20 protein-coding genes are annotated in these 21,646 nt (G+C 71.4%); 13 read left to right on the forward strand and 7 right to left on the reverse strand.

The features are described 5' to 3' along the window. Positions 1–51: 51 nt before the first annotated feature. Positions 52–414 (reverse strand): VOC family protein, encoded by a 363-nt coding sequence (locus tag ABH925_RS29800; RefSeq protein WP_370152903.1) that lies wholly within the window; start codon positions 412–414, stop codon positions 52–54. A 252-nt stretch (positions 415–666) separates the two neighbouring features. Then, positions 667–3,369, reverse strand: coding sequence for a rifamycin-inactivating phosphotransferase (gene rph / locus ABH925_RS29805; protein ID WP_370153042.1), 2,703 nt, complete (start codon positions 3,367–3,369; stop codon positions 667–669). Positions 3,370–3,710: 341 nt separating this feature from the next. On the opposite strand from rph, the gene ABH925_RS29810 reads away from it, so the two are divergent. Continuing rightward, on the forward strand, positions 3,711–4,079 hold the full coding sequence (locus ABH925_RS29810) for a hypothetical protein (RefSeq protein WP_370152905.1): 369 nt from the start codon (positions 3,711–3,713) through the stop codon (positions 4,077–4,079). Positions 4,080–4,174: 95 nt separating this feature from the next. On the opposite strand, the gene ABH925_RS29815 is transcribed toward ABH925_RS29810, so the two are convergent. Next, positions 4,175–4,570: a winged helix-turn-helix transcriptional regulator gene (locus ABH925_RS29815; protein WP_370153044.1), complete on the reverse strand. Its 396-nt coding sequence runs from the start codon at positions 4,568–4,570 to the stop codon at positions 4,175–4,177. Between the two features lie 172 nt (positions 4,571–4,742). Here ABH925_RS29815 and ABH925_RS29820 point away from each other — a divergent pair, with 172 nt between their 5' ends. The 3 genes from ABH925_RS29820 (at position 4,743) to ABH925_RS29830 (ending at position 6,393) form a co-directional block, all read left to right on the forward strand. Further along, positions 4,743–5,588, forward strand: coding sequence for an NAD(P)H-binding protein (locus ABH925_RS29820; RefSeq protein ID WP_370153047.1), 846 nt, complete (start codon positions 4,743–4,745; stop codon positions 5,586–5,588). A 66-nt stretch (positions 5,589–5,654) separates the two neighbouring features. Then, positions 5,655–6,113: a VOC family protein gene (locus ABH925_RS29825; RefSeq protein WP_370152907.1), complete on the forward strand. Its 459-nt coding sequence runs from the start codon at positions 5,655–5,657 to the stop codon at positions 6,111–6,113. A 145-nt stretch (positions 6,114–6,258) separates the two neighbouring features. Continuing rightward, positions 6,259–6,393 carry a hypothetical protein gene (locus ABH925_RS29830; protein WP_370152909.1) on the forward strand — a complete coding sequence of 45 codons (135 nt, stop codon included), beginning with the start codon at positions 6,259–6,261 and terminating at the stop codon, positions 6,391–6,393. 129 nt (positions 6,394–6,522) lie between these two features. Here the strand turns inward: ABH925_RS29830 and ABH925_RS29835 are convergent, their stop codons facing one another. Continuing rightward, positions 6,523–9,198, reverse strand: a complete 2,676-nt coding sequence (locus tag ABH925_RS29835; RefSeq protein WP_370152911.1) for a DUF4157 domain-containing protein — start codon at positions 9,196–9,198, stop codon at positions 6,523–6,525. A gap of 257 nt (positions 9,199–9,455) precedes the next feature. Between ABH925_RS29835 and ABH925_RS29840 the strand changes: the two genes are divergently transcribed. From ABH925_RS29840 to ABH925_RS29870, 7 genes are all read left to right on the forward strand, one after another. Next, positions 9,456–10,235: an SAM-dependent methyltransferase gene (locus tag ABH925_RS29840; protein ID WP_370152913.1), complete on the forward strand. Its 780-nt coding sequence runs from the start codon at positions 9,456–9,458 to the stop codon at positions 10,233–10,235. Between the two features lie 139 nt (positions 10,236–10,374). After that, complete coding sequence (locus ABH925_RS29845; protein ID WP_370152915.1) at positions 10,375–10,671, forward strand: WXG100 family type VII secretion target; 297 nt, start codon at positions 10,375–10,377, stop codon at positions 10,669–10,671. A gap of 167 nt (positions 10,672–10,838) precedes the next feature. Further along, positions 10,839–12,602: an RNase A-like domain-containing protein gene (locus tag ABH925_RS29850; protein WP_370152917.1), complete on the forward strand. Its 1,764-nt coding sequence runs from the start codon at positions 10,839–10,841 to the stop codon at positions 12,600–12,602. A gap of 45 nt (positions 12,603–12,647) precedes the next feature. Then, positions 12,648–14,240 carry a hypothetical protein gene (locus ABH925_RS29855; protein WP_370152919.1) on the forward strand — a complete coding sequence of 531 codons (1,593 nt, stop codon included), beginning with the start codon at positions 12,648–12,650 and terminating at the stop codon, positions 14,238–14,240. Further along, a complete protein-coding gene (locus tag ABH925_RS29860) occupies positions 14,237–14,536 on the forward strand; it encodes an RNase A-like domain-containing protein (protein ID WP_370152921.1) in 300 nt (99 codons plus the stop codon). Before ABH925_RS29855 ends, ABH925_RS29860 begins: the two co-directional genes overlap by 4 nt. Positions 14,537–14,547: 11 nt before the next feature. Next, a complete protein-coding gene (locus ABH925_RS29865; protein WP_370152923.1) occupies positions 14,548–15,222 on the forward strand; it encodes a contact-dependent growth inhibition system immunity protein in 675 nt (224 codons plus the stop codon). Between the two features lie 131 nt (positions 15,223–15,353). Further along, entirely contained in the window at positions 15,354–16,805 is a 1,452-nt protein-coding gene (locus ABH925_RS29870; protein ID WP_370153049.1) for an amidase, read from the forward strand. 40 nt (positions 16,806–16,845) lie between these two features. Here the strand turns inward: ABH925_RS29870 and ABH925_RS29875 are convergent, their stop codons facing one another. From ABH925_RS29875 to ABH925_RS29885, 3 genes are all read right to left on the reverse strand, one after another. After that, on the reverse strand, positions 16,846–17,538 hold the full coding sequence (locus ABH925_RS29875) for a hypothetical protein (protein ID WP_370152925.1): 693 nt from the start codon (positions 17,536–17,538) through the stop codon (positions 16,846–16,848). Continuing rightward, entirely contained in the window at positions 17,529–18,134 is a 606-nt protein-coding gene (locus ABH925_RS29880; RefSeq protein ID WP_370152927.1) for a TetR/AcrR family transcriptional regulator, read from the reverse strand. The genes ABH925_RS29875 and ABH925_RS29880 overlap by 10 nt, the downstream gene beginning before the upstream one ends. A gap of 355 nt (positions 18,135–18,489) precedes the next feature. Further along, positions 18,490–19,707, reverse strand: coding sequence for a serine hydrolase domain-containing protein (locus ABH925_RS29885; protein WP_370152929.1), 1,218 nt, complete (start codon positions 19,705–19,707; stop codon positions 18,490–18,492). Between the two features lie 335 nt (positions 19,708–20,042). Here ABH925_RS29885 and ABH925_RS29890 point away from each other — a divergent pair, with 335 nt between their 5' ends. Then, on the forward strand, positions 20,043–20,681 hold the full coding sequence (locus ABH925_RS29890) for an RNA polymerase sigma factor (RefSeq protein ID WP_370153051.1): 639 nt from the start codon (positions 20,043–20,045) through the stop codon (positions 20,679–20,681). After that, on the forward strand, positions 20,678–21,490 hold the full coding sequence (locus tag ABH925_RS29895; protein ID WP_370152931.1) for a hypothetical protein: 813 nt from the start codon (positions 20,678–20,680) through the stop codon (positions 21,488–21,490). Before ABH925_RS29890 ends, ABH925_RS29895 begins: the two co-directional genes overlap by 4 nt. Positions 21,491–21,646: the final 156 nt, after the last annotated feature.

Below are 21,646 nucleotides of genomic sequence, written 5' to 3' on the forward strand. Positions count from 1 at the left end.
ACGAGCTTCGCTACTCGGAGAGTTGCGCGGTGGCCGCCCCATGACCAGGGGTCATTCCAAGATCCCTGCTACACCACTCGGCGGGACGCCATCCGGATCGCGGCCCTCGACCCAGACGAACCCGTCGGCCTCGTGTGTGGCGGTATGCGCGTGCCGGTCCTTGAGTACCTGCTCGCAGCGCCGCAGTGCCGCCGGGCTCGGGGCCGTCCAGAACACGCAATGGACCCCGATTCCTCCGGCTGGATGGGCGGCATGGCTGCTGAGCGACCGCAGGAACAGTTGCGAGCCGTCGGCACCGACCAGCAACGCGGCGGTGCTGGTGTCGGCGGACACCTTCAGGCCCAGGACTTCGCGGTAGAAACTCACCGCCTCCTCGAGGTCGAAGACGTTCAACACGACCGATGCCAGGCGCATGCTGTGCTCGTCCGCCTCCCGAACGCCGTCGGGGTCGAGGCGTGGAAGTCGTCCGGCGGAAGCCGCCGGAGTCGTCTCGGACCCCACAGGAACCTCCCATGTCGCGCCGAGCTCCCCGCAGGAGCATGAAGCATCCAGTCTCCGGGCGGCGCCTCATGCGGCCGCCCACACGCCAGCCGACCACACGGTGCAGGGCCCCGCACCCCGGACCATCCGTCCGGGGAGACGGACTTACCCCGGACCCCGGTGTGGTCAGGGCAGGATCTCGACGTACCCGTCGGTTCCGTGTACGCGGATCCGCTGCCCGTCCCGGATCAGCCGGGTGGCCTGCTCCACGCCCACGATGGCCGGCAGGCCGTACTCCCGGGCGATCACCGCGCCATGGGTCATCAGGCCACCCACCTCCGTCACCAGGCCCGCGATTCCGACGAACAGCGGCGACCAGCTGGGGTCCGTGAAGGTCGTGACCAGGATGTCGCCGGCTTCGAGAACGGCCTCCGCCATGTCAAGAATGACGCGGGCCCTTCCCTCGACGGTCCCGGCGGAGACCGGCAGGCCGATCAGGGCGCCGGCCGGCGCGTCGTCGCGCCGGTACGCCCCGGTGAGGGCCTCACCGTCGGAGGTGAGCACCCGGGGCGGGGTGAGCGCGTGGTACGACCGGAACGCGTCCTTGCGCTGCTGGATGAGCCGGACATCCAGCCGGTTCGAGCGCACGACGTCGTGGAGTTCCTGGAACGTGAGGTAGAAGACGTCCTCCCGCTCCGGAAGCACGTTGGCCTGTACGAGGCGCTCGGCCTCCGCCAGCAGGGCCTGCTTGTAAAGGAAGTAGCGGCTGACGATGCCGTACTTGGGGTACTCCCGGTACCCGATGAAGGTTCTGACCCGGTCGATCATCCGCTTGGTCTGGTCCGCTTTCCGGTCCCCGTCCGGCAGGGCCCGCAAGCGTGACAGCACGTCCTGTTCCTTCTTCCACGCCTTCTGCCGCCCCTGCTCGAAGCGCCGCCCGGCGGCGCCCGGCTCGAAGTTCCTCACGTTGTCGAGGATGACGGGCACCAGCGTGGTGGGGCGCTCGCGCCAACGCGGCCTGGTGATGTCGATCTCGCCGACGCAGCGCATGCCGTACCGGTCGAGGTAGGCCTCGATGGCGTCGCGCGCCTCGGTGCCGCCGGCGAGCTTCGGCAGGTCGTCCAGGAAGCCCTCGTCCAGGCAGCCCTCGCCGTCGACGCCCTGCAGGAACGCCACCACCTCCGGCTGTGGGCGGATCACGTCCGCGACGTCGAGCAGCGCCAGGCCCATCTCCGAGGTGACGTTGCCGGGGGCGGACAGCGTGAGCGTGTCAGCCGCGTTCTTCTCGCCCAGCCACTCCTGCAGCGTGTCGTTGAGCCACCAGGTGGCCTCCATCCCCGCCATGATCGCCTGAAAGTTCAGCGGATCGCCGAGGACTCGCCTGTGCTCCTCGAAGGCCTCCAGCAGGAAGTCGAACAGCGCCGGTCCGCTCCGCGTCCGAATGTCGCGCTCCAGGGCGGCGATGGACGCCCGGCTGCGCTCGATCAGCCCGGTGACGATGGCCGGATCGGTCTCGATCGGGGCGGGCGCGCCGCCGGGCTGCCGACCGCCGGAATGTGGCCCGCCGGAATGTGGCCCGCCGGACTGTGGCCCGCCGGACTGTGGCCCGCCGGCCGGGGGCCCGCCGGGAGGGGCGTCCGGGAGCGAGGGGACGAAATCGTCGCGGTCGAGGACGGTCTCCAGCGCGTCCCTGACCAGCGGATCACCTCTCCCCATGACGTCCAGGAGGGCGGCGCGGCTCGCGGGCGAGGCCAGGCGGCCGGTGACGTCGACGAACAGCCTCCCGCCGGCCTCATGCATCGGCACCATGGCCGTCAGCTGCCACATGGAGAGCCCCAGGGGCTTCATGGGGTCGGTCATCATCTGCTGATGGCCGACGGAGACGTAGAGGTGGTTCTCCTGGTCGCCGGACTCGGGGATGGGGAACAGCGTCGTGATCGGCCGGCTCTGAACGATCTCGAAGCCGTCATCGACCAGGCACCATTCGATGTCCTGCGGGCGGCCGAACCGCGCTTCGATCCGCCGCCCGAGCTGCACGAGCCGCACCACCTGGGCATCCGTCAGGGCCGGTTGCTCCCGCTGCCGCGAGTCGATCGCCACTTCCTGCGTACCGCCGGCCGGCAGGGCGTGAACGGCACGCTGTTTGGCGGCGATCGCCCTGGCGACGACTTCGCCGTGTCGCACCCTGAAGACGTCCGGATTCACCAGGCCGGAGACCAGGGCCTCGCCGAGGCCGAAGCCGGCGTCCACGGTGGCGACCTTCCGGTCGCCCGTGACGGGGTCGGCCGTGAACAGGATGCCGGCCGCATCCGGGAGGACCATCTGCTGGACGACCACGGCCATGTGGACCGTGCGGTGGTCGATGCCGTTGCGCCGGCGGTAGGTCACGGCCCGCTCGGTGAACAACGAGGCCCAGCACCGGCTGATGTGCTGGAGGATCGCCGTCGGCCCCATGACGTTCAGGTACGTGTCCTGCTGGCCGGCGAAGGAGGCCGTCGGCAGGTCCTCCGCCGTCGCGCTGGACCGGACGGCGTAGGCGGCCTGCTCGCCGTGCCGGGCGAGCGCGCGGGTGATCGCCGCGGCGACATCGCCCGGGATGGCAACCCCTTCGATGGTCCCGCGAATCTGCGCGCTGAGCCTGCGGAGCTCCTCCCGGTCGTCCCCCTCCTTGTCACGCTGGGTCGAGTGCGACAGCTGATCGAGTTGCTCGTCGATCGACGGCGCCTCCGCCATGATCCGCCGGAAGGCGTCCGTCGTCACGCAGAAGCCACCCGGCACCCGGACGCCTTCGATCCGCGACAGCACGCCCAGGTGCGCGCCCTTGCCGCCAACGAGCGCGACCTGCGTCTCGTCGGCCTCTTGAAGATCCAGAACATACTGCTCGATCATTGCGATGCCTCCGAGGCGGCCGTGCTCCATTGCACTGGACGGGCCGATCGAGTCACCGACTCCAGCTCCGTCGAACCTCTTCGCACGCCACGTCGTGCCCCTGTTTCCGCAGGTCGTGGCCTCGGTCGACGATTCTGCGGCACGACCCGGGTCTTGCCGCAAGCCCCCTGGTGCGCTATAGGTTAAGAGTGGCAGGGAGAGGACTCTCCTTGCCCTTTGTCTTGTGCCGTCCACTGACGGACGGTTACGAAGACTGAGGTTAGGTAGTTCTACCGATGCTTTCGCCGTTGGGAATTGCGATGATCATTCCCCTTCGCCCCCTTCGTACGAAAGGCACCTCGATGACGCATCCCCCCGGCAACCCGCCGCAGGGGCAGTGGCACCAGCAGGCAGACTCCGCGCAGCAGTCCGCGCAGGTGGCAACCCCGTCCGGTTCACAGGACAACGCGCAGACGGAGAACAAGGGGAGCGAGGACCATCCGTTCAGCTGGATCCTCACCGCCGCCGGCTGCGCGGCGTTCGCCGTCGGAGCCCAGACCTCGCTGTGGGACGACCAGATCGCGGGAAGCAGCACCCGTGGCCGGTACCGGGCCATGAGGGAGTTCATGCAGGCCCTGGGACCGAACTGGACCTCGGTCGTGTTCGGGGTGGCGGCCGCGCTTCTGCTGCTGGTCGGGATCCGCGAAATCCGGGCGGCGTACAAGGACTGATCCATCGGTCGCCGGCCGTCAGGGTGGAGCCTGTCAGGAGCTGCCGGGTCGGTGTGCGGGCCGGGTCTGCCTGTGTGCGCGGTTGGGGATTCCGTCTAGGGCTTGGCGGCGCGAGGCCCCGGTCCGGACGAATCGGTGTCGTACGCCTGCCGGGCGCGCTCGACCGTGTCGAGGTTGGTGGTGGCCCATTCGGCGAGGTGTGCGAACAGCGGGGCGAGGCTGCGGCCGAGGTCGCTGATCTCGTACTCGACCCGAGGGGGCACTTCTGGATGGTAGGTGCGGACGACCAGGCCGTCGCGTTCGAGTTGCCGAAGCCGCTGGGTCAGCACCTTCGGTGTGATCGTGGCGATTCCTCGCTGCAGTTCGACGAACCGCTGGCGGCCGTGCGCGTTGAGGGTCCACAGGATCGGAGTGGTCCACCGGCTGAACACGATGTCCACGACCGGCGCGATCGGACAGGCGTGTTCAGGGTCGGTCGATGCGAGTGCCATCAGGGTCGCGCTGCCGGCCAAGGTGGTCTCCTTATGGGTAGTCACTTTCCTGTAGGTACCTACTATATCGACGATGTTAGCTTCGTCGTGGATCAGCGAGGCCCACCCGGCCCGCGACTCCCTCGCCCGTCCGGGCGGGCTCAACCATGACGAAGTGACACAGGAGCTGTTCATGATCGTAGTGACGGGAGCGACCGGCAACGTCGGCGCGCCACTGGTGCAGGCGCTCGCGGCGGCCGGTCGGCAGGTGACCGCGGTGTCCCGGGGGTTGTCGGGCGTGCCGGTGCCGCAGGGTGTGCCGCACCGGCAGGCGGACCTGGCCGATCCGGAGAGCCTTCGGCCCGTTCTCGACGGCGCCGACGCGCTGTTCCTGCATGACACCGGTGCCGGCGTGCACCGGCTGAACCCACGGGACATCCTCGACGTTGCGAAGGCCGGCGGAGTCGGACGGGTCGTGTTGCTCTCCTCCCAGGGAGTCGTGACCCGCCCGCAGTCGGCCTCCCACGGGGGCACGGGAGGGGCCTTCGAAGACGCTGTCCGGCAGTCGGGCATGGCGTGGACGATCCTGCGGCCTGGTGGCTTCGACTCCAACGCCTACGCCTGGGCCGAGTCGGTCCGCTCCGCGCGGACCGTCGCCGCGCCGTTCGGTGACGTCGGCCTGCCGACCATCGACCCGGCCGACATCGCCGAGGTGGCCGCCGCCGCCTTCCGCGAGGACGGCCACTCCGGGCAGGTATACGAGCTGACCGGACCCGTCCTCAGCACGCCCCGGCAGCGGGCCGAGGCGATCGGCCACGCACTCGGCGAGCCGATCCGGTTCGTCGAGCAGACCCGGGACGATGCTCGCGTTCAGATGCTGCAGTTCATGCCCGAGTCCGTGGTCGAGACCACGCTCGACATCTTCGGTGAGCCCAACCCCGCCGAGCAGCGCGTCAGCCCCGCCGTCGAGCAGATCCTGGGCCGCCCGGCGCGCACCTTCGCCGACTGGGCCCGGCGCCACATCGCCGCCTTCCGGTGACGCCGGCGGGTGCGGATGCGGATACCCGGCTCCGGTGGGAGCTTGGGAGGAAAGGAGGCGGTCCAGATGACGGTCAAACCGATCCCTGAGGGCTACCCGCGAGTCACCCCCTACCTGTACGTGGACGACGCGGCCGGGGCGATCGCGTTCTACCACGACGTCTTCGGCGCGGTGGAGCGGATGCGGATGCCCTCCCCGGGCGGCAGGATCGGCCACGCCGAGCTGCTCCTCGGTGACGCGGTGGTGATGCTCGCCGACGAGCATCCGGAGATGGGCGTGCGCAGTCCCAAGGCCTACGGCGGGTCCGGCATGTCGATCATGCTCTACGTCGACGACGTCGACGCGGCCGTCGCCCGCGCCGTGGAGCGCGGCGCGAAGGTACGCCGGCCGGTCGAGGACAAGTTCTACGGCGACCGCTCCGGCCAGATCGAGGACCCGTACGGCCACGTCTGGGACGTCTCCACCCACGTCGAGGACGTGAGCCCGGAGGAGATGACCACACGCATGGGCGCGATGCCGGGCTGAGGGACGGCGCAGGGCCCGGTCAGGGGCGCTGGGCCCTGCCGAACGTCACACCGTGCCGGCGAGCCGTCATGGCTCGGCGCCAGCCCCCTGCCTGGCTTGTTCAGGTCGCCGTGCGAGGACTTCCGGCCCGATCCAGGGAACCCGGATGCCATGCCCACCGTCAGCGGAACTGCACCAGGTGTGGCACGCGGCCATCAGTCCCCACTGGATGGAGCTGCGCGCCCGTATGGAGACCCACCGCGCTGCCGGCCTGCTGCCCGGAGCCGAGCAGCCGCTGTGACCTGCAGTTGATACACCGTCACCACCGCTGATGACGCGCCGCCCTGAGCGACACGCGGGCCTGCCCAGGGCGCGTACCACCGGCCGGTATACGCGCCCTGGCCGGACCGTGGGTGCCGTTGACGTCGGTTCAGCCGTGCCTCCGGTCGGCTCTGCCCTTGCCCTTGCCTGCGTCGGTGTAGTCGTAGTCCTCGTCGTCGGCGTCGATGTCCATCGCGTCGAACTGCTGTCCGGCGACGGGCTCCGTCTCACCGGTGCCCGGGGAGCTCAGTCCCGGGGGCATCGGCCGCAGGCGACCGTCGTCGTAGTAGTAGTGCTCGCCGGTCTGCCGCTCGACGTAGCAGACCTGCCCGGTGCCGTGGTCGACCGCACGCTGGTAGCCGGCCATCTCGGGGTAGGACTGCGAGGAGCCGTACGAGGGGTTCGCGGACGACGAGGGACCGACCGAGGGGTAGGCGCCGGTCCCGCCCATCTCGACGTCGTCGGGCTGCCGTGGCGCGGCGGTCCGGGCGGGGGGAGTGGTGGGCGCCTGCGTCGGCTTGCTCCTGCTGCTGCTCTTCTTGCTCTGGCGGCGCTTGGAGTCCGGGATCTTGCTGTCGCGGGCCTCGTGCCCGGTCCTGCCGCTGATGCGGCGCGAGACGGTGTCGATGCTCAGTCCGGTGATCTCGGAGATCTCCTTCTGGCTCAGCCTGGACTTCCCGGTCTCGTTGCGCTTGGTGTAGTACCGGAAGGTCTCCCCCTGCTGCTCCTTCGAACCGTGCTCGGTGACCTGCTTGAGGTGCTGCACCTCCTCCGCGGTCGCGTGACGTCCGGCGAAGCGGCCCGGGTTCACCGCCCGGCCCTTGCCCACCTTCCGGCCGCCCTGGCCGGCCGTGTACGGGTTCAGCTTGCGATCACCGCTCTCGTAGCCCACCACCTCCCCCTCCTCGTCGGTGTGCAGCTCGGCCTCGCTCGCCGAGGGCGTCCCGTACGGGCGCCCCCGGGCTTCCTCGGCGGGGATCCGGATCTCGTGGCCGTTGTTGTAGTCGGCATCCGCCGGAGGGGCCTGCCACGACATCGCCGGGACGCTCATGGCGCCGCCGAGCTTCGGATCGATCATGCTCCTGATGTACCCGAGGTAGTTCGGGTCCTCCAGCACATGGCGCAGATGGGAGGCCAGGGACTTTACCGAGTCGGTCCAGTAGTAACCGCAGTTGGGGTTGAACTCCAGGCTGTTGAATCCGGCCCGGTCCCGGTAGTACATCAGCGCCCCCGCGCAGCCCAGGCAGGGCCGGTACTTGCCCATGATGATGTGCGGCCCGTTGATCTCCCTGGGCTTGAGACCGGACCGCTCCATGGCCAGCAGCAGCTTCTGCTCCGCGTGCATCGACCTGGTCCGCGCGGTCTTCGACGTCGTGTCGTCGGTCTTCGCGTAGCGCAGCATGATCACCGCACCGGCGTAGCCGGGGTCGGTGAGCATGTAGTGCAGTTCGGGGCTCTCGGCGTCCACGATGATGACCGACCTGCCGGTGTCCCTGCGGACGGCATTCGCCGTGGCGTCACCGGTGGTGCCGCGTACGCCCGCGAAGGTGGAGACGGTCTTGGTCTCGGCGCGGGTCAGCCGGTCGACGTACTCCCGGGCATCCGCGGCGAGCAGCCCGGACTCGCGGTTCGCGTCGCTCTGGTGAAAGGCCACCACGCTGCGCAGGGCGGCCACCGCGTCCTCGAACTGGAGGTCCCCGATGGCGCTCATGGACTCGTTGTAGTTCGACGCGAAGACCAGCCGGTCGTTGATCAGCATCCCCTGGACCTCGCGGTCGTCCACACCCTCCTCGCCGGACTCCTGGGCGTCGAATTCGTCCTGGACCGCCCGCGCGGCGTCGTACACCAGCATGCTGAGGTGGGACAGGGTCTGGCCGGAGCGCTCGTGCCGCTTGTCGCGCGGGAAGCGCAGCCGCACCTCGTTGGTGATCCGGCCCTGCCGGCCGCCACCGTGGTCGTTCGTGAACCTGGCCACGAAGTCCGTGACCTGCTTGACGAGTTCCGCCTTCGACCCGCCCTTCTCCGACTTCCCGCCGCTCTTCGACCTGCCCGGCTTCTCGTCGCGCCCCGCGCGTTGCACCGCCTGCCCGGAGGCCTGCGGCACCGCTGCGGCGGAGTCGACGGCTGGCACGGCCCGCTGTGCGACCAGGGACGGGGCGTGCGCCGCCCCCGCCCGGAAGGCGGCTCCGGCGGCCGTGGCCGCGCGCTCCTCGCTGTGCCCGGGATCGCTGACGCTCAGTCCGGCACCGTTGTCGGTGCCGGCCACCGCACCCTGGCCCTGCTGCTTGACGTGCAGCGTCTCGTGCCCGAGGGTCTCGTCGTCGTCGCCCTCGGCACCGAGCACGATGTCCTGGCCGACCGTGTAGGCCGCCGCCCCGAGCGCCTCGGCCGACCGCTGGGCCACGAGGTCCGTGTGCACGCGGACCCCGGACAGGTCGGTCTGGTGGAAGGCCTCCAACCTGGTGCGCCTGGCCCGTTCGATCGGCCGGCTCGGAGAGCGCAGGGCCTCGTCGACCAGGTCGCGCTGGGCGACAGGGTCATGACCGACAGGGTCATGACCGCAACCCGCGTCGTGGGCCTGCTCCTCCTGGGCGAGCGCCCGGGCCACGGCCCGATTGCCGGCCGAGCGCTGAAGGGCCGTCACCGCGGCGGCGTTCGGCCACCCGGCCGCCATGCCGTGCCGGGGAGCGGGGGGTTCGGCTGCCGCCCTCCGCGCGGCGCCGGTCGGCTCGACCGGCCGATTCTCCCGTTCGCGCATGGCATTCGCCTCCAGGCAGCTCGACATGAGGACAAGATCCGGATTAGCACATCCCCTGGTTCGGCGGAAGCGCTGTGCGGACCGTCGTGAGGGCAGAGATACATGTCCGTTCGGGCAGCACGACCCGCTTGCTGCAGGTGCGCTCGTGTCAGCAGCGCCGGGGCCGGGGGCGGTCGGCCTCAGTCGTGTCACATCGTCCAGACCCAGCCACCGAGCGGGCGCTGTTTGTGCGATGATCACCCGTCATGGCGGCGTACCGGCGCCGCTGTCGGAGTGGAGACGTCGTGGAATCACCGCCGCCGAACATCGCCCGTATCTACGACTTCCTCCTCGGTGGGAAGGACAACTACGCCTCGGACCGCGAGGTCGGAGGCCGGATCGCGCAGGCGCTCCCCGAGGTGCACCTCGGCGTTCAGCAGCAGCGCGCCGTGCTGCGGCGGGTGGTGGAGTACCTGACCCGCGAGGCCGGTCTGCGCCAGCTGGTGGACATCGGCTCGGGGCTGCCGACGGCGGAGAACGTGCACCAGGTCGCCCAGCGCATCGACCCCGCGACCCGCGTGGTCTACGTCGACAATGACCCCGTGGTGCTCACCCATGCCCGCGCGCTGCTGGCCGACAACAAGCAGACCGTTGTCGTGGACGGCGACCTGATCAAGCCCTCGGCGCTGATCACGGATCAGGCGCTGCGCGCCCACATCGACTTCGACCAGCCTGTCGGCCTGCTCCTCTGCGGCATCCTGCACTACGTGCTCGACGAGGAGGACCCGGCGGGCGTGGTGCGTACCCTGGTCGACGCCCTGCCGAGCGGCAGCTATGTCTTCATCCACCACCTGATCTCTGCCGGCGACCCTGACGCCGCCCAGGCGGAGGCCGCACTCCGCCAGGGCGTCGGCCGCGGCCAGTTCCGCACCCGCGACCAGGTGGCGGCCTTCCTTGACGGCCTGGATCTGGTCGACCCGGGAGTGGTGACCGTCGCCGAATGGCGGCCGGACGCCGGCACGCCATCGCTGGACGCCAACCCGGTGCTGCGCCTGGCGGCAGTCGGGGTGGGCCGCAAGCCCTGACTTCCGTGCCGACAGCGCCCGTCGCCGAGCGACCGCCCGGCGCGAGGGGTCCAAGGGGCCTGAGCTGCTCGGAAGCCCGACTCCGCCGCCTGATAGGCTCGTTGGCACATGATCAGTTGGGGCGGGTTCGGGGGGCCTTGTGACTGGAATCCTGTTTGACTTCGGCTTTGTCGAGGAGAGTCGCCAGACCGTACTCGGCACGATCGGCTCGCTGGCCTCGCACATAGAGGACATCGACGCGCTGGTGCGGCGAATATCGGAGACCTGGACCGGCGACGCGGCCGAGGCGTTCAAGGTGAAGCACGCCGAGTGGCGTCAGGCGGCCGTCAACATCCACGAGGACCTGCAGTACCTGCACACGGTCGTGTGCACCAGCCAGGACAACTTCGCCGGCGCCCACACCACCGTGCAAGGCCTGTGGGGTGCGGGGGCGTGAGCACACCTCCGTCAGGCGCCGGTTCGAACACCGGCGCCGGCAGCGGTACGGGTGGGGGCACGGGCGGCGGCAACCTCCCCGCGCCGCAACCCACGCCGCCGGCTCCCGCGCCGACGGGCGGCTCCGGAGGTGGCGGAAACGGAGGCGGAGGCGGCGGGGGTCTGCCCGTGCCGAAGCCCAGCAACCCGCCGGCCACGCCGACACCGGGCCAGCCCCCGGCGACCCCGGCGCCCGCTCCGGGCGGGGGCAGCGGCGGCCCGCCCGCTCCGACGGCCGAATGGACGCCGCCGACCAACAGCGGGGTCGTCGAGGTCGACCCGGAGCAGCTCTGGGACGCCGCGAAGCAGATGACGTCCCTGCGGGACGACTTCATCAAGACCTGCCACGGCTACGCCCAGGCGCTCACGGGCACCGCCAACATGTCCGGTGAGGACTACGTCGGCATCTACTTCGCGGGCCTGTACGACCCGGTGGCCCAGGACGCCATGAGCGCCATCGGGGACCTGATGAACTCCGTCGGCGGCGTCATCGAGGGCCTCGTCCTGTCCGCCAACACCTACGCCGCGGCGGACTACGCCAGCACCCACGGCGCCACGGGCGGTGCGCCGTCCATACCGGTGCCCTCCTACGGCCCGGAGACCTTCGCCCGTCCCGCGCCCGCCACGCTGTACGGCTACCAGGACCTGGAGTCGTGGACCAGCAACCCGGTGGAGACCGCGCTCCTGCAGCCGCTGGACGACCCGATCGCCGCGCTGACCGCCTGGTTCCCCAAGGGTCACCAGGACCGGCTGATCGCCGCGGCCGCCGCCTGGCGCGGGATCGACGCCGAGGTGGTGGCCCTGGCGCAGGGGCTCAACACCATCCTCGACGGCCTCACCGTGGACTCCTCGGTCGCCAAGACGGCGCGGGGCGGGCGCTGGGGCGGACTCCTGACCAGCAATCAGGTGCAGGCCTGGCAGCAGGGCATGCGCAAGTTCTGCAACAAGATCTGGGGCGCCAAGCCGTGGGGCACCAAGGGGCTGCCCGCCCATCCCCTCGGCCTCGCCGGCACCTGCGCCGAGCAACTCGCCACGATGTGCGACGACCAGCGCCAGGCGATCGATGCGGCCCGCAGCGCGCTGGAGCGCCAGGTCGCCGGTACCGTACTGGCCACCGTGGTCGGCGCGCTGCTGACCGAGGTGACCTTCGGGATCAGCGACCTCATCGCAGAGATGATCGACGAGAACGAGATCCGGGCCGCGATCATGACCCTGGTCGACACCTACTACCGGCCGCTGCAGCAGATCGAGCTGACCTGGAACCTGCTGACCCTGCGGAGCAGCCTGGAGCAGGCCCTCCAGGCGGCGCCGACCATCCAGTACATGGAGGCCCAGGCCGACTCGGTCGGGACCCGCAGTCTGCACGACTTCGGCTACCCGGGGATGAAGGGCCAGCCGCCCACCGGCGGGAAGTACTCGACCAAGCAGTACAGCGGCTGGGGCGACCCCTCCTCGATGCCTGCCTACCCCGTCGACCTGGCCGGCCAGGAGGGCACCGGCGGGGCACACGTCCTCGACCGGCACGTCGGCCTGACCGACGCGCAGCTGCTCGACCGCGCGAACGGGATGGACATGACCAACCCGCAGAATGGTTCCAGCGGCTTCACCGACGTGTCGTCCGCGCAGACCCTGGTCCAGGGCGATATCAACGATCCGGCGAACCAGGCCGCGATCGCCGCCTGGCTGGCCGGTCCGCGCAGCTCGAACCCGAAGCAGGACCAGTTGACGATCAACGAGACGCTGCCGCCGGGCTCGGCCGCCACCGGCCGGGTTGTCGTCGACCAGAACGGGACACATCAGGTGGTCGACGGGAACGGGGTACGGGCGGTGCTCAAGTACAACAAGGACCTCAATCCGCCGTTCTACGTCTACACGGCCTTTCCGACCAGCTAGCAGCAGGGGCGGGGCCGACCGAGCGGAGCGAAGGGAACGAGACGGGTGGACGACGTGGACGACGGCACGGAGGGCCGCGCGGCGGCCGGGGACGGCTCCGCCCGGTCCGCCTTCCTGGCGGCCCTGGGCGTGGACGCCGGCCGGGAGCAGGTGGACATCCTGCAGCAGGAGCTGGAGTGGTTCGCCCATCCCCGGGCCCGGGTCGCCGCGCGGCGGCAGGAACCGGTGGACACGCTCGTCGAGTTCCTGGCGACGACCCGGCTGGCCGTGCCCGGGGGCGCGGCACAGGGGTTCCGGTCCCGGCTGGCGGACGCGATCCGGGCGGCGACGGAGCCGGGGCTCGACCGGTCCCCGCGCGAGACGGTGATCGCCTGTGTGCCGGACCTGTTCGGCCACGCCCCCGAGACCCTCGCGGCGCGGCTCGAAGCGCTCGTCACCCTGTGCGGGAGCGAACAGCGCCCGCTGGACAGCCGCACGCTGCGCCGCCTCTACGCCGAGGCGTCCGACCTGTGCGACGTCTGGGTGCTGGCACTGCGCGAGGGGCTCAACACCGCGTCCGACCCGGTCGGCATGGCCGACGAGCTGTACGCGACCGAGGGCGCGGTCCTCAGCGTGTTCGAACCGGCCGACGCCGGCGTGCGGCGGCTCGAACTGGCCGACCTGGTGCGACAGCTGACCGAGCTGGTGGCCCTGGACCGGTGGGGGCTGCTCCCCCGGAGGGACTGGCCGTCCGCGGAGCTGCCGTCCCTGGGCTGGCCGTCAGTGCTCATCCAGGCGCAGTACCGGCTCCGCCAGGTGGCGGCGGCCGGCCCGTCCGCCGCGGTGGAGTCCGCTGCCCCGGAGTCCGCCGCCCTGGAGCCCGCCGCCCTGGAGTCCGCCACGGCGGCGGACGGCTCGGGTGGCCCGCCGGCCGCGGCAGGCCTGCAGGGCGACCGGCGGTACGGCCAGGCCCGCCACCTCCTCGCCGCCTACGGAGCCGACGAGCGCCGGTCCGCTCCGACGCGCGGTCGGCCCGGCATCGGCGACCAGCGCATCCGGCGCTCCCACCGCGAGGTGATGTTCTGGGCGACCCGGCTCCAGCTGGCCGACCTCGCCTGGGCCCTGCGCCGGCAGCCCGAGCCGATGGCGGCGTACCGGCTGGGCCGGGACGACGACGCCGAGGCGACCGCCGACACGCTGGTCGTCCTGCTCTCCGACCCGCCTTCGGTCCAGCCGGTGCCCGGGCCCGACCGGCTCCCGCTCGACTCCTGGGAGCTGCGCGAGCTCTTCCCCGAACTCTGCCGCCTCCTCGGCTTGTACCGCGTGCTGCTGACGCAGCCGGAGGGTGACCCGTACCGGGAGGCCAACGACCCGTCGGTGCTGCCCGACCTGGCCGCCGCCGCGTACGTCGACTCCTGCGGCGGTTCTGGCCGGGTCGCCGCCGAACTGTCCGCCGAGATCGCGGCGTTCGACCTGCTGTTCACGGGGGACGCGGAGGCCGACCGGGCCGTCGCGCTGCTCGGCGAGCAGCCGCGCGGCGCGGACCCCCAGGTGCCCTGGTGGGATGATCTGACCTGGCGGGCCTGGCTGCGCGACGCAGCCGCCGACGTGCTGTGGCGGGCCCGCCCCGGTACCGCCCCGAACGGAGGTCCCCGATGACGGTGGTGCTGCGAGCGTCCAGCTTCGCGAGCGGATCCGAGGCGCAGGACTACGTCCAGCGTGTCGTGAACCGCAACCGCGACCGGATCGCGCAGTGGCTGTCCGGCGGGGCCGGCGAACGCCTGGTCCTCACCGCCGACTTCCCCGGTGAGATCACCGGACGGCTGCTCCCGGCCGCGACGGCGCTGGCCGGACGGGCGCCCTTCGACGTGTCGACGGTGCGCGTCGTCCTCCAGCGGGACACCGCCGCGGCCAACGGCTTCGTGGTCCGCTACGCCTATCCGACCGAGGAATGAGAAGTCTGCCCATGCCCACGCACGACCGGTCCGATCAGCCCCCGTCCCCGGCGCTCTGGCAGGCCCACCACGCCGCGCTGCGGGACCTGCTGGAGGCCTACGCGGGCATGCCCACGGACGACGCGCCGGGCGCGCCGAGCGCGGCACTCGGCGAGTACCTCGGCGCCATGCTGCTGGTGGACCCGACCGGCCCGGCTGTCGCGGCCGCGCAGCTTCGGCGGCTCGCCGGCGGCGGCGCGTCAGCGGCGGCATCGGCGCCCATGCTGCCGTGGCCCCCGATGGCCGACCGGTTCGCGTGGATGGAGACGGTGGCGGACCTGATCGAGTCGTCGGTCGCCTCCGGGAACGCGGCCCCCGTCGACGTGCCAGGGACCGGTTGGGCCTGGCGCCGCCGGTTCCCTCAGCTCTTCCAACTCCTCGGCGGGTACTTCGGACAGGACTTCCCCGCTGAGCACCCCGGCGTGGATTCGGCCGAAGCCGAGCGCCGCGTGGTCGCCGCATGGCGGTCCGGCACCAGCCGCTCGGTGGTGGCCCGGACCGTCGGCGAGGTGCACGAACTGCTGGCCCTTCAGTTGGACCGGGGCCGGCTGGAGTACGCCCTGGGCGCCCTGGGCCGCGATGTCGAACTCGCCCCCGATCCCCACCTGTGGCTGCGCCGCCTCAGCGCCCTGCTCGTCGGCGGCTGACACCCGGCCAGAACGCGTTCCGCAGCTGACAGGGCCCTTGGTGGAGCGGAACATGACGAGTTTTCAGACATTCGCCCGTTGTGCGAAGTGGCATTTCGTGGCCTGTTCCAGGGGCCGGTACGGTCGGGTTCATGGAGTGGATATATCAAACGGCCGAAACACTCGCTGCTGCCCTGCGCGCCGGTGAAGTGAGTTCGGCGGAACTGACCGACGAGGCCATCGCCCGTATCGAGCGGGACGACAAGGCGATCAACGCGATCTGTGTGCCCGACTTCGACCGTGCACGGGCCGCCGCGCGGGATGCCGACCAGGCGCGCGCCCGCGGTGAGGACCGGCCGCTGCTCGGCATCCCGGTGACGGTCAAGGAGTCCTACAACATCGCGGGGCTGCCCACGACCTGGGGCATGCCGGCACACCGCGACTACATGCCGGCCGAGGACGCGGTGCAGGTGTCGCGGCTCAGGGCCGCGGGCGCGGTGGTGCTCGGTAAGACCAATGTGCCCCTGGGGCTGCAGGACATCCAGAGCTTCAACGACATCTACGGCACCACCAACAACCCGTGGGATCACGCCCGCACATCGGGCGGATCCTCCGGCGGATCGGCGGCCGCCCTGGCCTCCGGCTTCGGCCCGCTGTCCATCGGCTCCGACATCGGCGGTTCGCTGCGCACTCCCGCGCATTTCTGCGGTGTCTACGCACACAAGCCGACCCTCGGGCTGGTGGCGAACCGCGGTATGGTCCCGCCGCCCGCACCGGCACTGCCGATCGATCTCGACCTCGCCGTCGTCGGTCCGATGGCGCGCTCCGCCCGCGATCTCGCCCTCCTGCTCGACGTGATGGCCGGGCCGGACCCGCTGACCCTCGGGGTGGCGTACGACCTGCGGCTGCCGCCCGCGCGCCATGAGCGGCTCAGCGACTTCCGGGTCCTGGTCCTCGACGAGCATCCGCTCATTCCGACCGGGGCCGCGGTGCGGGCGGGCGTGAACCGGGTGGCCGACGCGCTCGTCGCCGGCGGCGCCCGGGTCGAACGGCACAGTCCGCTGCTGCCCGATCTGACCGAGGCCGGGATCGTCTACACGCAGTTGCTGATCTCGGGCTCCGTCGCACGTTTTCCGGTCGAGTCGTACGAGGAGTTGCGGACCCAGGCCGCAGCACTGAGCGCGGACGACCAGAGTCTGGATGCGGTGCGGCTGCGCGCCATGGTGTTCAGCCACCCCGACTGGATCGAGGCGAACAGCCGTCGCGAGCTCCACCGCCAGGGCTGGCGGCGGCTCTTCGCCGAGTTCGACGCCGTGGTGTGTCCGGTCACGCCCACTCCGGCGTTCCCGCACGACCACAACCCCGATCCGAGGACACGCCGGCTCGACATCGACGGCGTCGACTACCCGTACTTCGACCAGCTCGTCTGGGCCGGGGTGGCCACCATGCCCGGCCTGCCCGCCACCGCCGTACCAGCGGGGCTATCCCCCGAGGGCCTGCCGGTGGGAGTACAGCTCATCGGTCCGATGTTCGAGGACCGTACCCCGCTGCGACTTGCCGAATTGCTCGAACAGCGGATCGGCGGCTTCCAGGCACCGAAGTAGGGCGCAGCACCGGGCGTACCGGGCACCGCAGGCCCGGAGCTCACACCGGGCCTGCGCCCGACGCTGCCGTCTCCCGCGCCTGCTCGGCCCCCGGGATGGGCGTGTCGGTCGTCGCGAGTGCGTCGGGGTGGGCCCTGGCCCAGAGCACGAGGCCGATGTAGAGGAGGTCGAACACACTGCACAGGACGCCGATGCCGAGTACGAACGCCGAGTGGTCGAGCAGGCCGATCGAGAGCGTGGGTGCCAGGGTGCCGAGCCATTTCGCGACGGCGATGGTGAGGGTCTGCCCGCGCAATCCCCGCCGTGCGATCAGCATCGCGATGAACAGGCCCGACATCAGCAGGTTCTGCAGGAACGCCGAGTAACGGGCGCCGACGGAGGAACCGAACTGCACGATGAACAGCCACTGCACCGCGTACGAGGCGGCGAAGAGCAGCACGCCCCAGACGGTGAACATCGACCGCGTCACGAAGCGCGGGAACTCCGCGCGGCCGAAGGCGAAGAAGGTGTACACGATGACGAGGTCGGCCAGTGCCCAGACGATGTTGACCACGGTCTGCGGAGACAGGCCGCTCATCAGGTCGTGCACCGCGTAGATGGACTCCCAGGCGAAGTTGAGGCCCAGTGCGGCCATCGGGATCGCGTAGGTGCGGTGCCGGAACCCTATCCGGATCGCGCTGATGTAGACGATCGTCCAGGCCAGGCCGCTGACGGCGGTGAGGATCAGGTCCATGGGGAATCTCCGGGTCGAGGGGTGGTGGCGCGGTAGCGGCGGACGAGATCGGTCACCGCTGCCCGCAGCCACTGCGGGTCGCGCGCCGGGTCCGGTGTGAGAGCGGTGAGGACGAGGCCCTGCAGGGCGGCGGTCACGGTCAGTGCCGCCGCCTGCGAGCCGACGTAGGGCTCCAGGAGGCGGGCGAGCCGCCGGTCCAGGAGTCCTTTGACCGGACCGAGGTCCGGGTCATGTCCGGTCGCGATGATCATTTCAAAGACGGCGACGGCGTCGGTGCGCCGATCGGTGACCAGGTGTGCGGTGAAGTCACCGCACAACGCCGGCAGGGCGTCGGGTCGCGCGGCGGTGCGGGTGACCAGGGCGCGGAACTCCAGCCCGATCCTTGAGCCGGCGTGCTCGAACGTCGCACGGCGCAGGTCGTCGATCGAGGGGTAGTGGTACGTGACGGAGGCCAGCGACACGGCGGCGCCCGCGGCGACGGCGCGGTGGGTGAGCGCCCCGGCGCCCTGTTCGCCGACGACCCGCACGGCCGCATCCAGCAGCAGCTCCCTACGGGCCTCGCCCCGCGCGAGACGCCCGTCGGCTGCCTTGGACATGACCCCTCCCTCACCTATGCGTACAGATGTACCGGCAACTAGCGGTACCAATGTACCGCTAGTTCGGCGTTCGGGGGAACCTGGACGACCCGGCTCGAAGCCGCCTGAACCCCCGCGGTCCGGGGCATCAACGAGAGGTGAGGGAACACGCGTGGATCGGGCGCCCGGCAGTCGTCGCATCGGTGTTCTGTGGGGCTGCCGGCGCTGCGGCGATCGCGCTGGGCGTCGCCGGGGAGTCGGGCGCTGCCGTGGGTCTGGGGGTGGCGTCGGTCGTGGCGCTGCGGCTCGCGGTGCTCTTCACGCGCATCCGCGCGACACGCCGCCCCCGGAGCTGACCGGGGGCCCGCCGGATGGGTCAGGACTGGTCGCTCGCCGAGCCGTAGACGTTCTTCGGGCTGATGACCTGGGTGATCGCCCGGCCGAGCAAGGTACCGGGATTCTCGTTGTTCGACCTGATGTCGGTGTTGACCAGGATCACCACGGTCGCCCGGAGGGCGGGCAGATAGACCGTCAGGCTCTGGTAGCCGGGCAGCGAGCCCGCGTGGCCGATCCATCCGTGGTTGATGTCGATCCCCAGGCCGTACGCGTCACCCGGGGCGCCGGTGGGCAGCGCGTCGAGGCGTTCCGTCTGGGTCTGCGGCTTGAGCAGCCCGCCGGTCGCCACGTTCGCCGCCCAGGAGTGCAGATCCTCAAGGTTCGAGATCATGGCGCCGGCCGCCCAGCCCCAGCTGGGGTTCCAGTTCGTCGCGTCCGCCTCGGCGCCGTTCACCGTCTCGTCGGTGTAGCCGTGGGCGTGCGGCCGGGGGAACTCCGCGCGGATCGGCAGGAAGGTGTGGTCCAGGCCGCTCGGCCCGGTGATCATGTCCCGGAAGGCGTCCCGCAACGGGCTGTGCGTGACCTTCTCGACGACCAGGCCGAGCAGCACGGTGTTGGTGTTGGAGTAGTCGAACCGCGCGCCCGGCGCGAACTGGTTCGCGTGCGCGAACGCGAAGCGGAGCAGCTCCCACGGGGTGTACTGGCGGTGCGGCTCGGTCTGCAGCAGGTGCTGGAAACCCTTGTCCGCGCTGTAGGGGAACAGGCCGCTGCGCATCCCGGCGAGTTGACGCAGCGTGATGTGCCGCCCGTCCGGTACCCCCGGCACGTAGCGGGAGACCGGGTCGTCCAGGCCGACCTCGCCGCGGTCGACCAGTTCGAGCAGCGCGGTGACGGTGAAGGTCTTGGTCTCGCTGCCGATGCGCATGTACAGGTCCGGCCGCATCGGGTCGCAGTCGGTCTTGTCGGCGACGCCGAACGCGCGCACGTAGCGCTGCCGTCCGGGCATCCAGACGCCCACGATCACCCCGGGGACCCCGGCCTGCGTGGCCGTGCTCTGGATGACCCTGTCGAGCTCGGCCGCGGTGTCGGCTCCGAGTCGCGGTGCCGCGGCTGCCGCCTTCGAGGCGGACACGGCGGCCGCACCCCGCGTGGGTGAGGCCGCCGCGGGAGCGGACATGGCCGGCAGGGAGACCGCCAGGCAGGCGGCGACAATCGTCGAGGCGGTCGGCAGAGCCACTCGGCGGATTCGGATGCGCATGCTTCCTCGATAGGCCACCACGGGCCCGCGCCCATCTCGCCACGCCCGCCGGCTCGCCTGATCAACCCGATTGGTCCCCGCTGTGGACCTCGGCCTCCAGTTGCTCCGAGCAGGTCCTGCCGCCGGCCCTGGTCGCGCGGCCGAAAGCGGCTGGCCCGCCCCCGTTCCGGTCAAATAGATCTTCTGGGGCTATCAGCTGACTTATCAGACTTGCGGGGTGAGCTGCGGGGTGGCTTTGCCGCATGATGTCCCGCGTGCAGAGTGCGGAGGAGTTCGGCGGGGCCGACAGTGGGACGGGAAGCGCGGAGGTGCTGCGGCAGCGAGCGATGCGGGAGATGTCCGAGCAGGTCATCGCGGCGCAGCGGGGGGATGAGGAGGCGTTCAGGGCTCTGTTCAGGGAGGTCCAGCCCGGACTGCTGCGCTACCTGACCGTGCTGGTCGGGGAGGACGCCGAGGATGTGGCGTCCGAGGCATGGCTGCAGATCACCCGCGATCTGGGGTCGTTCAGCGGGGACTTCGACGGGTTCCGTGGCTGGGTGGCGACGATCGGCCGCAACCGGGCGATGGACCTGCTGCGCAGCCGCCGTCGCCGGCCGATCGGCAGCGTGCCGGTGGAGTACCTGCTGGACCGGCCGGCGGCCGAGGACACCGAGCGGGCGGCGCTGACCACCGTCGGTACGGCCGAGGCGCTGGCCCTGATCGCGGGGCTGCCGCGCGACCAGGCCGAGGCGGTGCTGCTTCGGGTGGTCATGGACCTGGACGCGGACAGCGCGGCCCGGGTGCTCGGCAAACGGGCCGGTGCCGTGCGGATGGCGGCGCACCGGGGCCTTCGCAAGCTGGCGGTTCTCCTGGAGCAGCGGGAGGCGGACGCCGAGCGGAACGGGCCCGGAGCGGGCCGGCCGAGGCCGCCGGAAAAAAGTTTCGCCCCGGGAGTGACACCGACGACGGCTTCGACGCTGAAGGACATGAGATGAGCACCAACCGATCCCGTCGGATCGACCACGACACGGCCGAGCAACTGCTCGGCGGGGCCGGGGCCGGCACGGCAGTCGGCCACGACGCTCTCGCCGGACTGATCGCCGCTGCCGCCGCCCCCGCAGCCGACGGTGAACTGCCCGGCGAGCAGGCGGCCCTGGCCGCGTTTCGGGCGGCTCGCCTCGCTCCTGTCCCGCCGTCCCGAAAGCGACCGATGCTCACGTCTGCCGTGTTGCGGCTCCTCAGCGCCAAGGTGGTGGCCGCTGCCCTGGCCACCGCCCTCGGCGGTGTCGCCGTCGCGGCTGCCACCGGCAACATGCCCGCCGCCCTGGGTGGCAGGCCCGTGCGCAGCGGTCCTGCCGCCACGGCCAGTGCGGGGGCACCCGGTCGGTCGCCCTCGGCGACGGTCACCGGCTCGGCTGCGGCAGTACCGTCCGAGCTGGCCGCCCTGTGCCGTGTCCTTGCCGTGAGCGGCGGTTCGAATCCCGGCACGGTGCTGGCCGAGCACCGCTTCGCCGCACTGGTCGCGGCCGCCGGAGGCCAGGCCGAGGTCCCCGGCTACTGCGCCCCGGTCCTGGCCGGCCACGGCAGCGGCCAGAGCGATGCGCCGGGTACGAAGCCCACGGTCGACCGGCCGGGCACCGTCCCGACGGGGCCCGGCGCGCCCGGAGCGGGCCATCGGCCCGGCGACCCGGGTGCGGGCCACGGCGGCGGCCAGGGCAGCCACCCGACCGGCCGTCCGAGCACCGCCCCGAACCCGCCCCGCAAGGGCGATCCGAGCCCCCACCGCACGGGGCGCCCCCAATAGCCCCGGGCGGGCCGTGGTCTCTCCCCAGTCTCCACGGCCCGTCCGGTCCCGCACCGCGGTTCGCACGCGGTGCCCACCAGTCCCCGGACGGGTGGTCGGTCTCCCCCGTGGCCGTCCGTCCGTCCGGTCCTCACCCGCCACCTGTTGAGCCGTCCA

The sequence above is a fragment of the Streptacidiphilus sp. EB129 genome (assembly GCF_041262645.1).
GTDB lineage: Bacteria > Actinomycetota > Actinomycetes > Streptomycetales > Streptomycetaceae > Streptacidiphilus.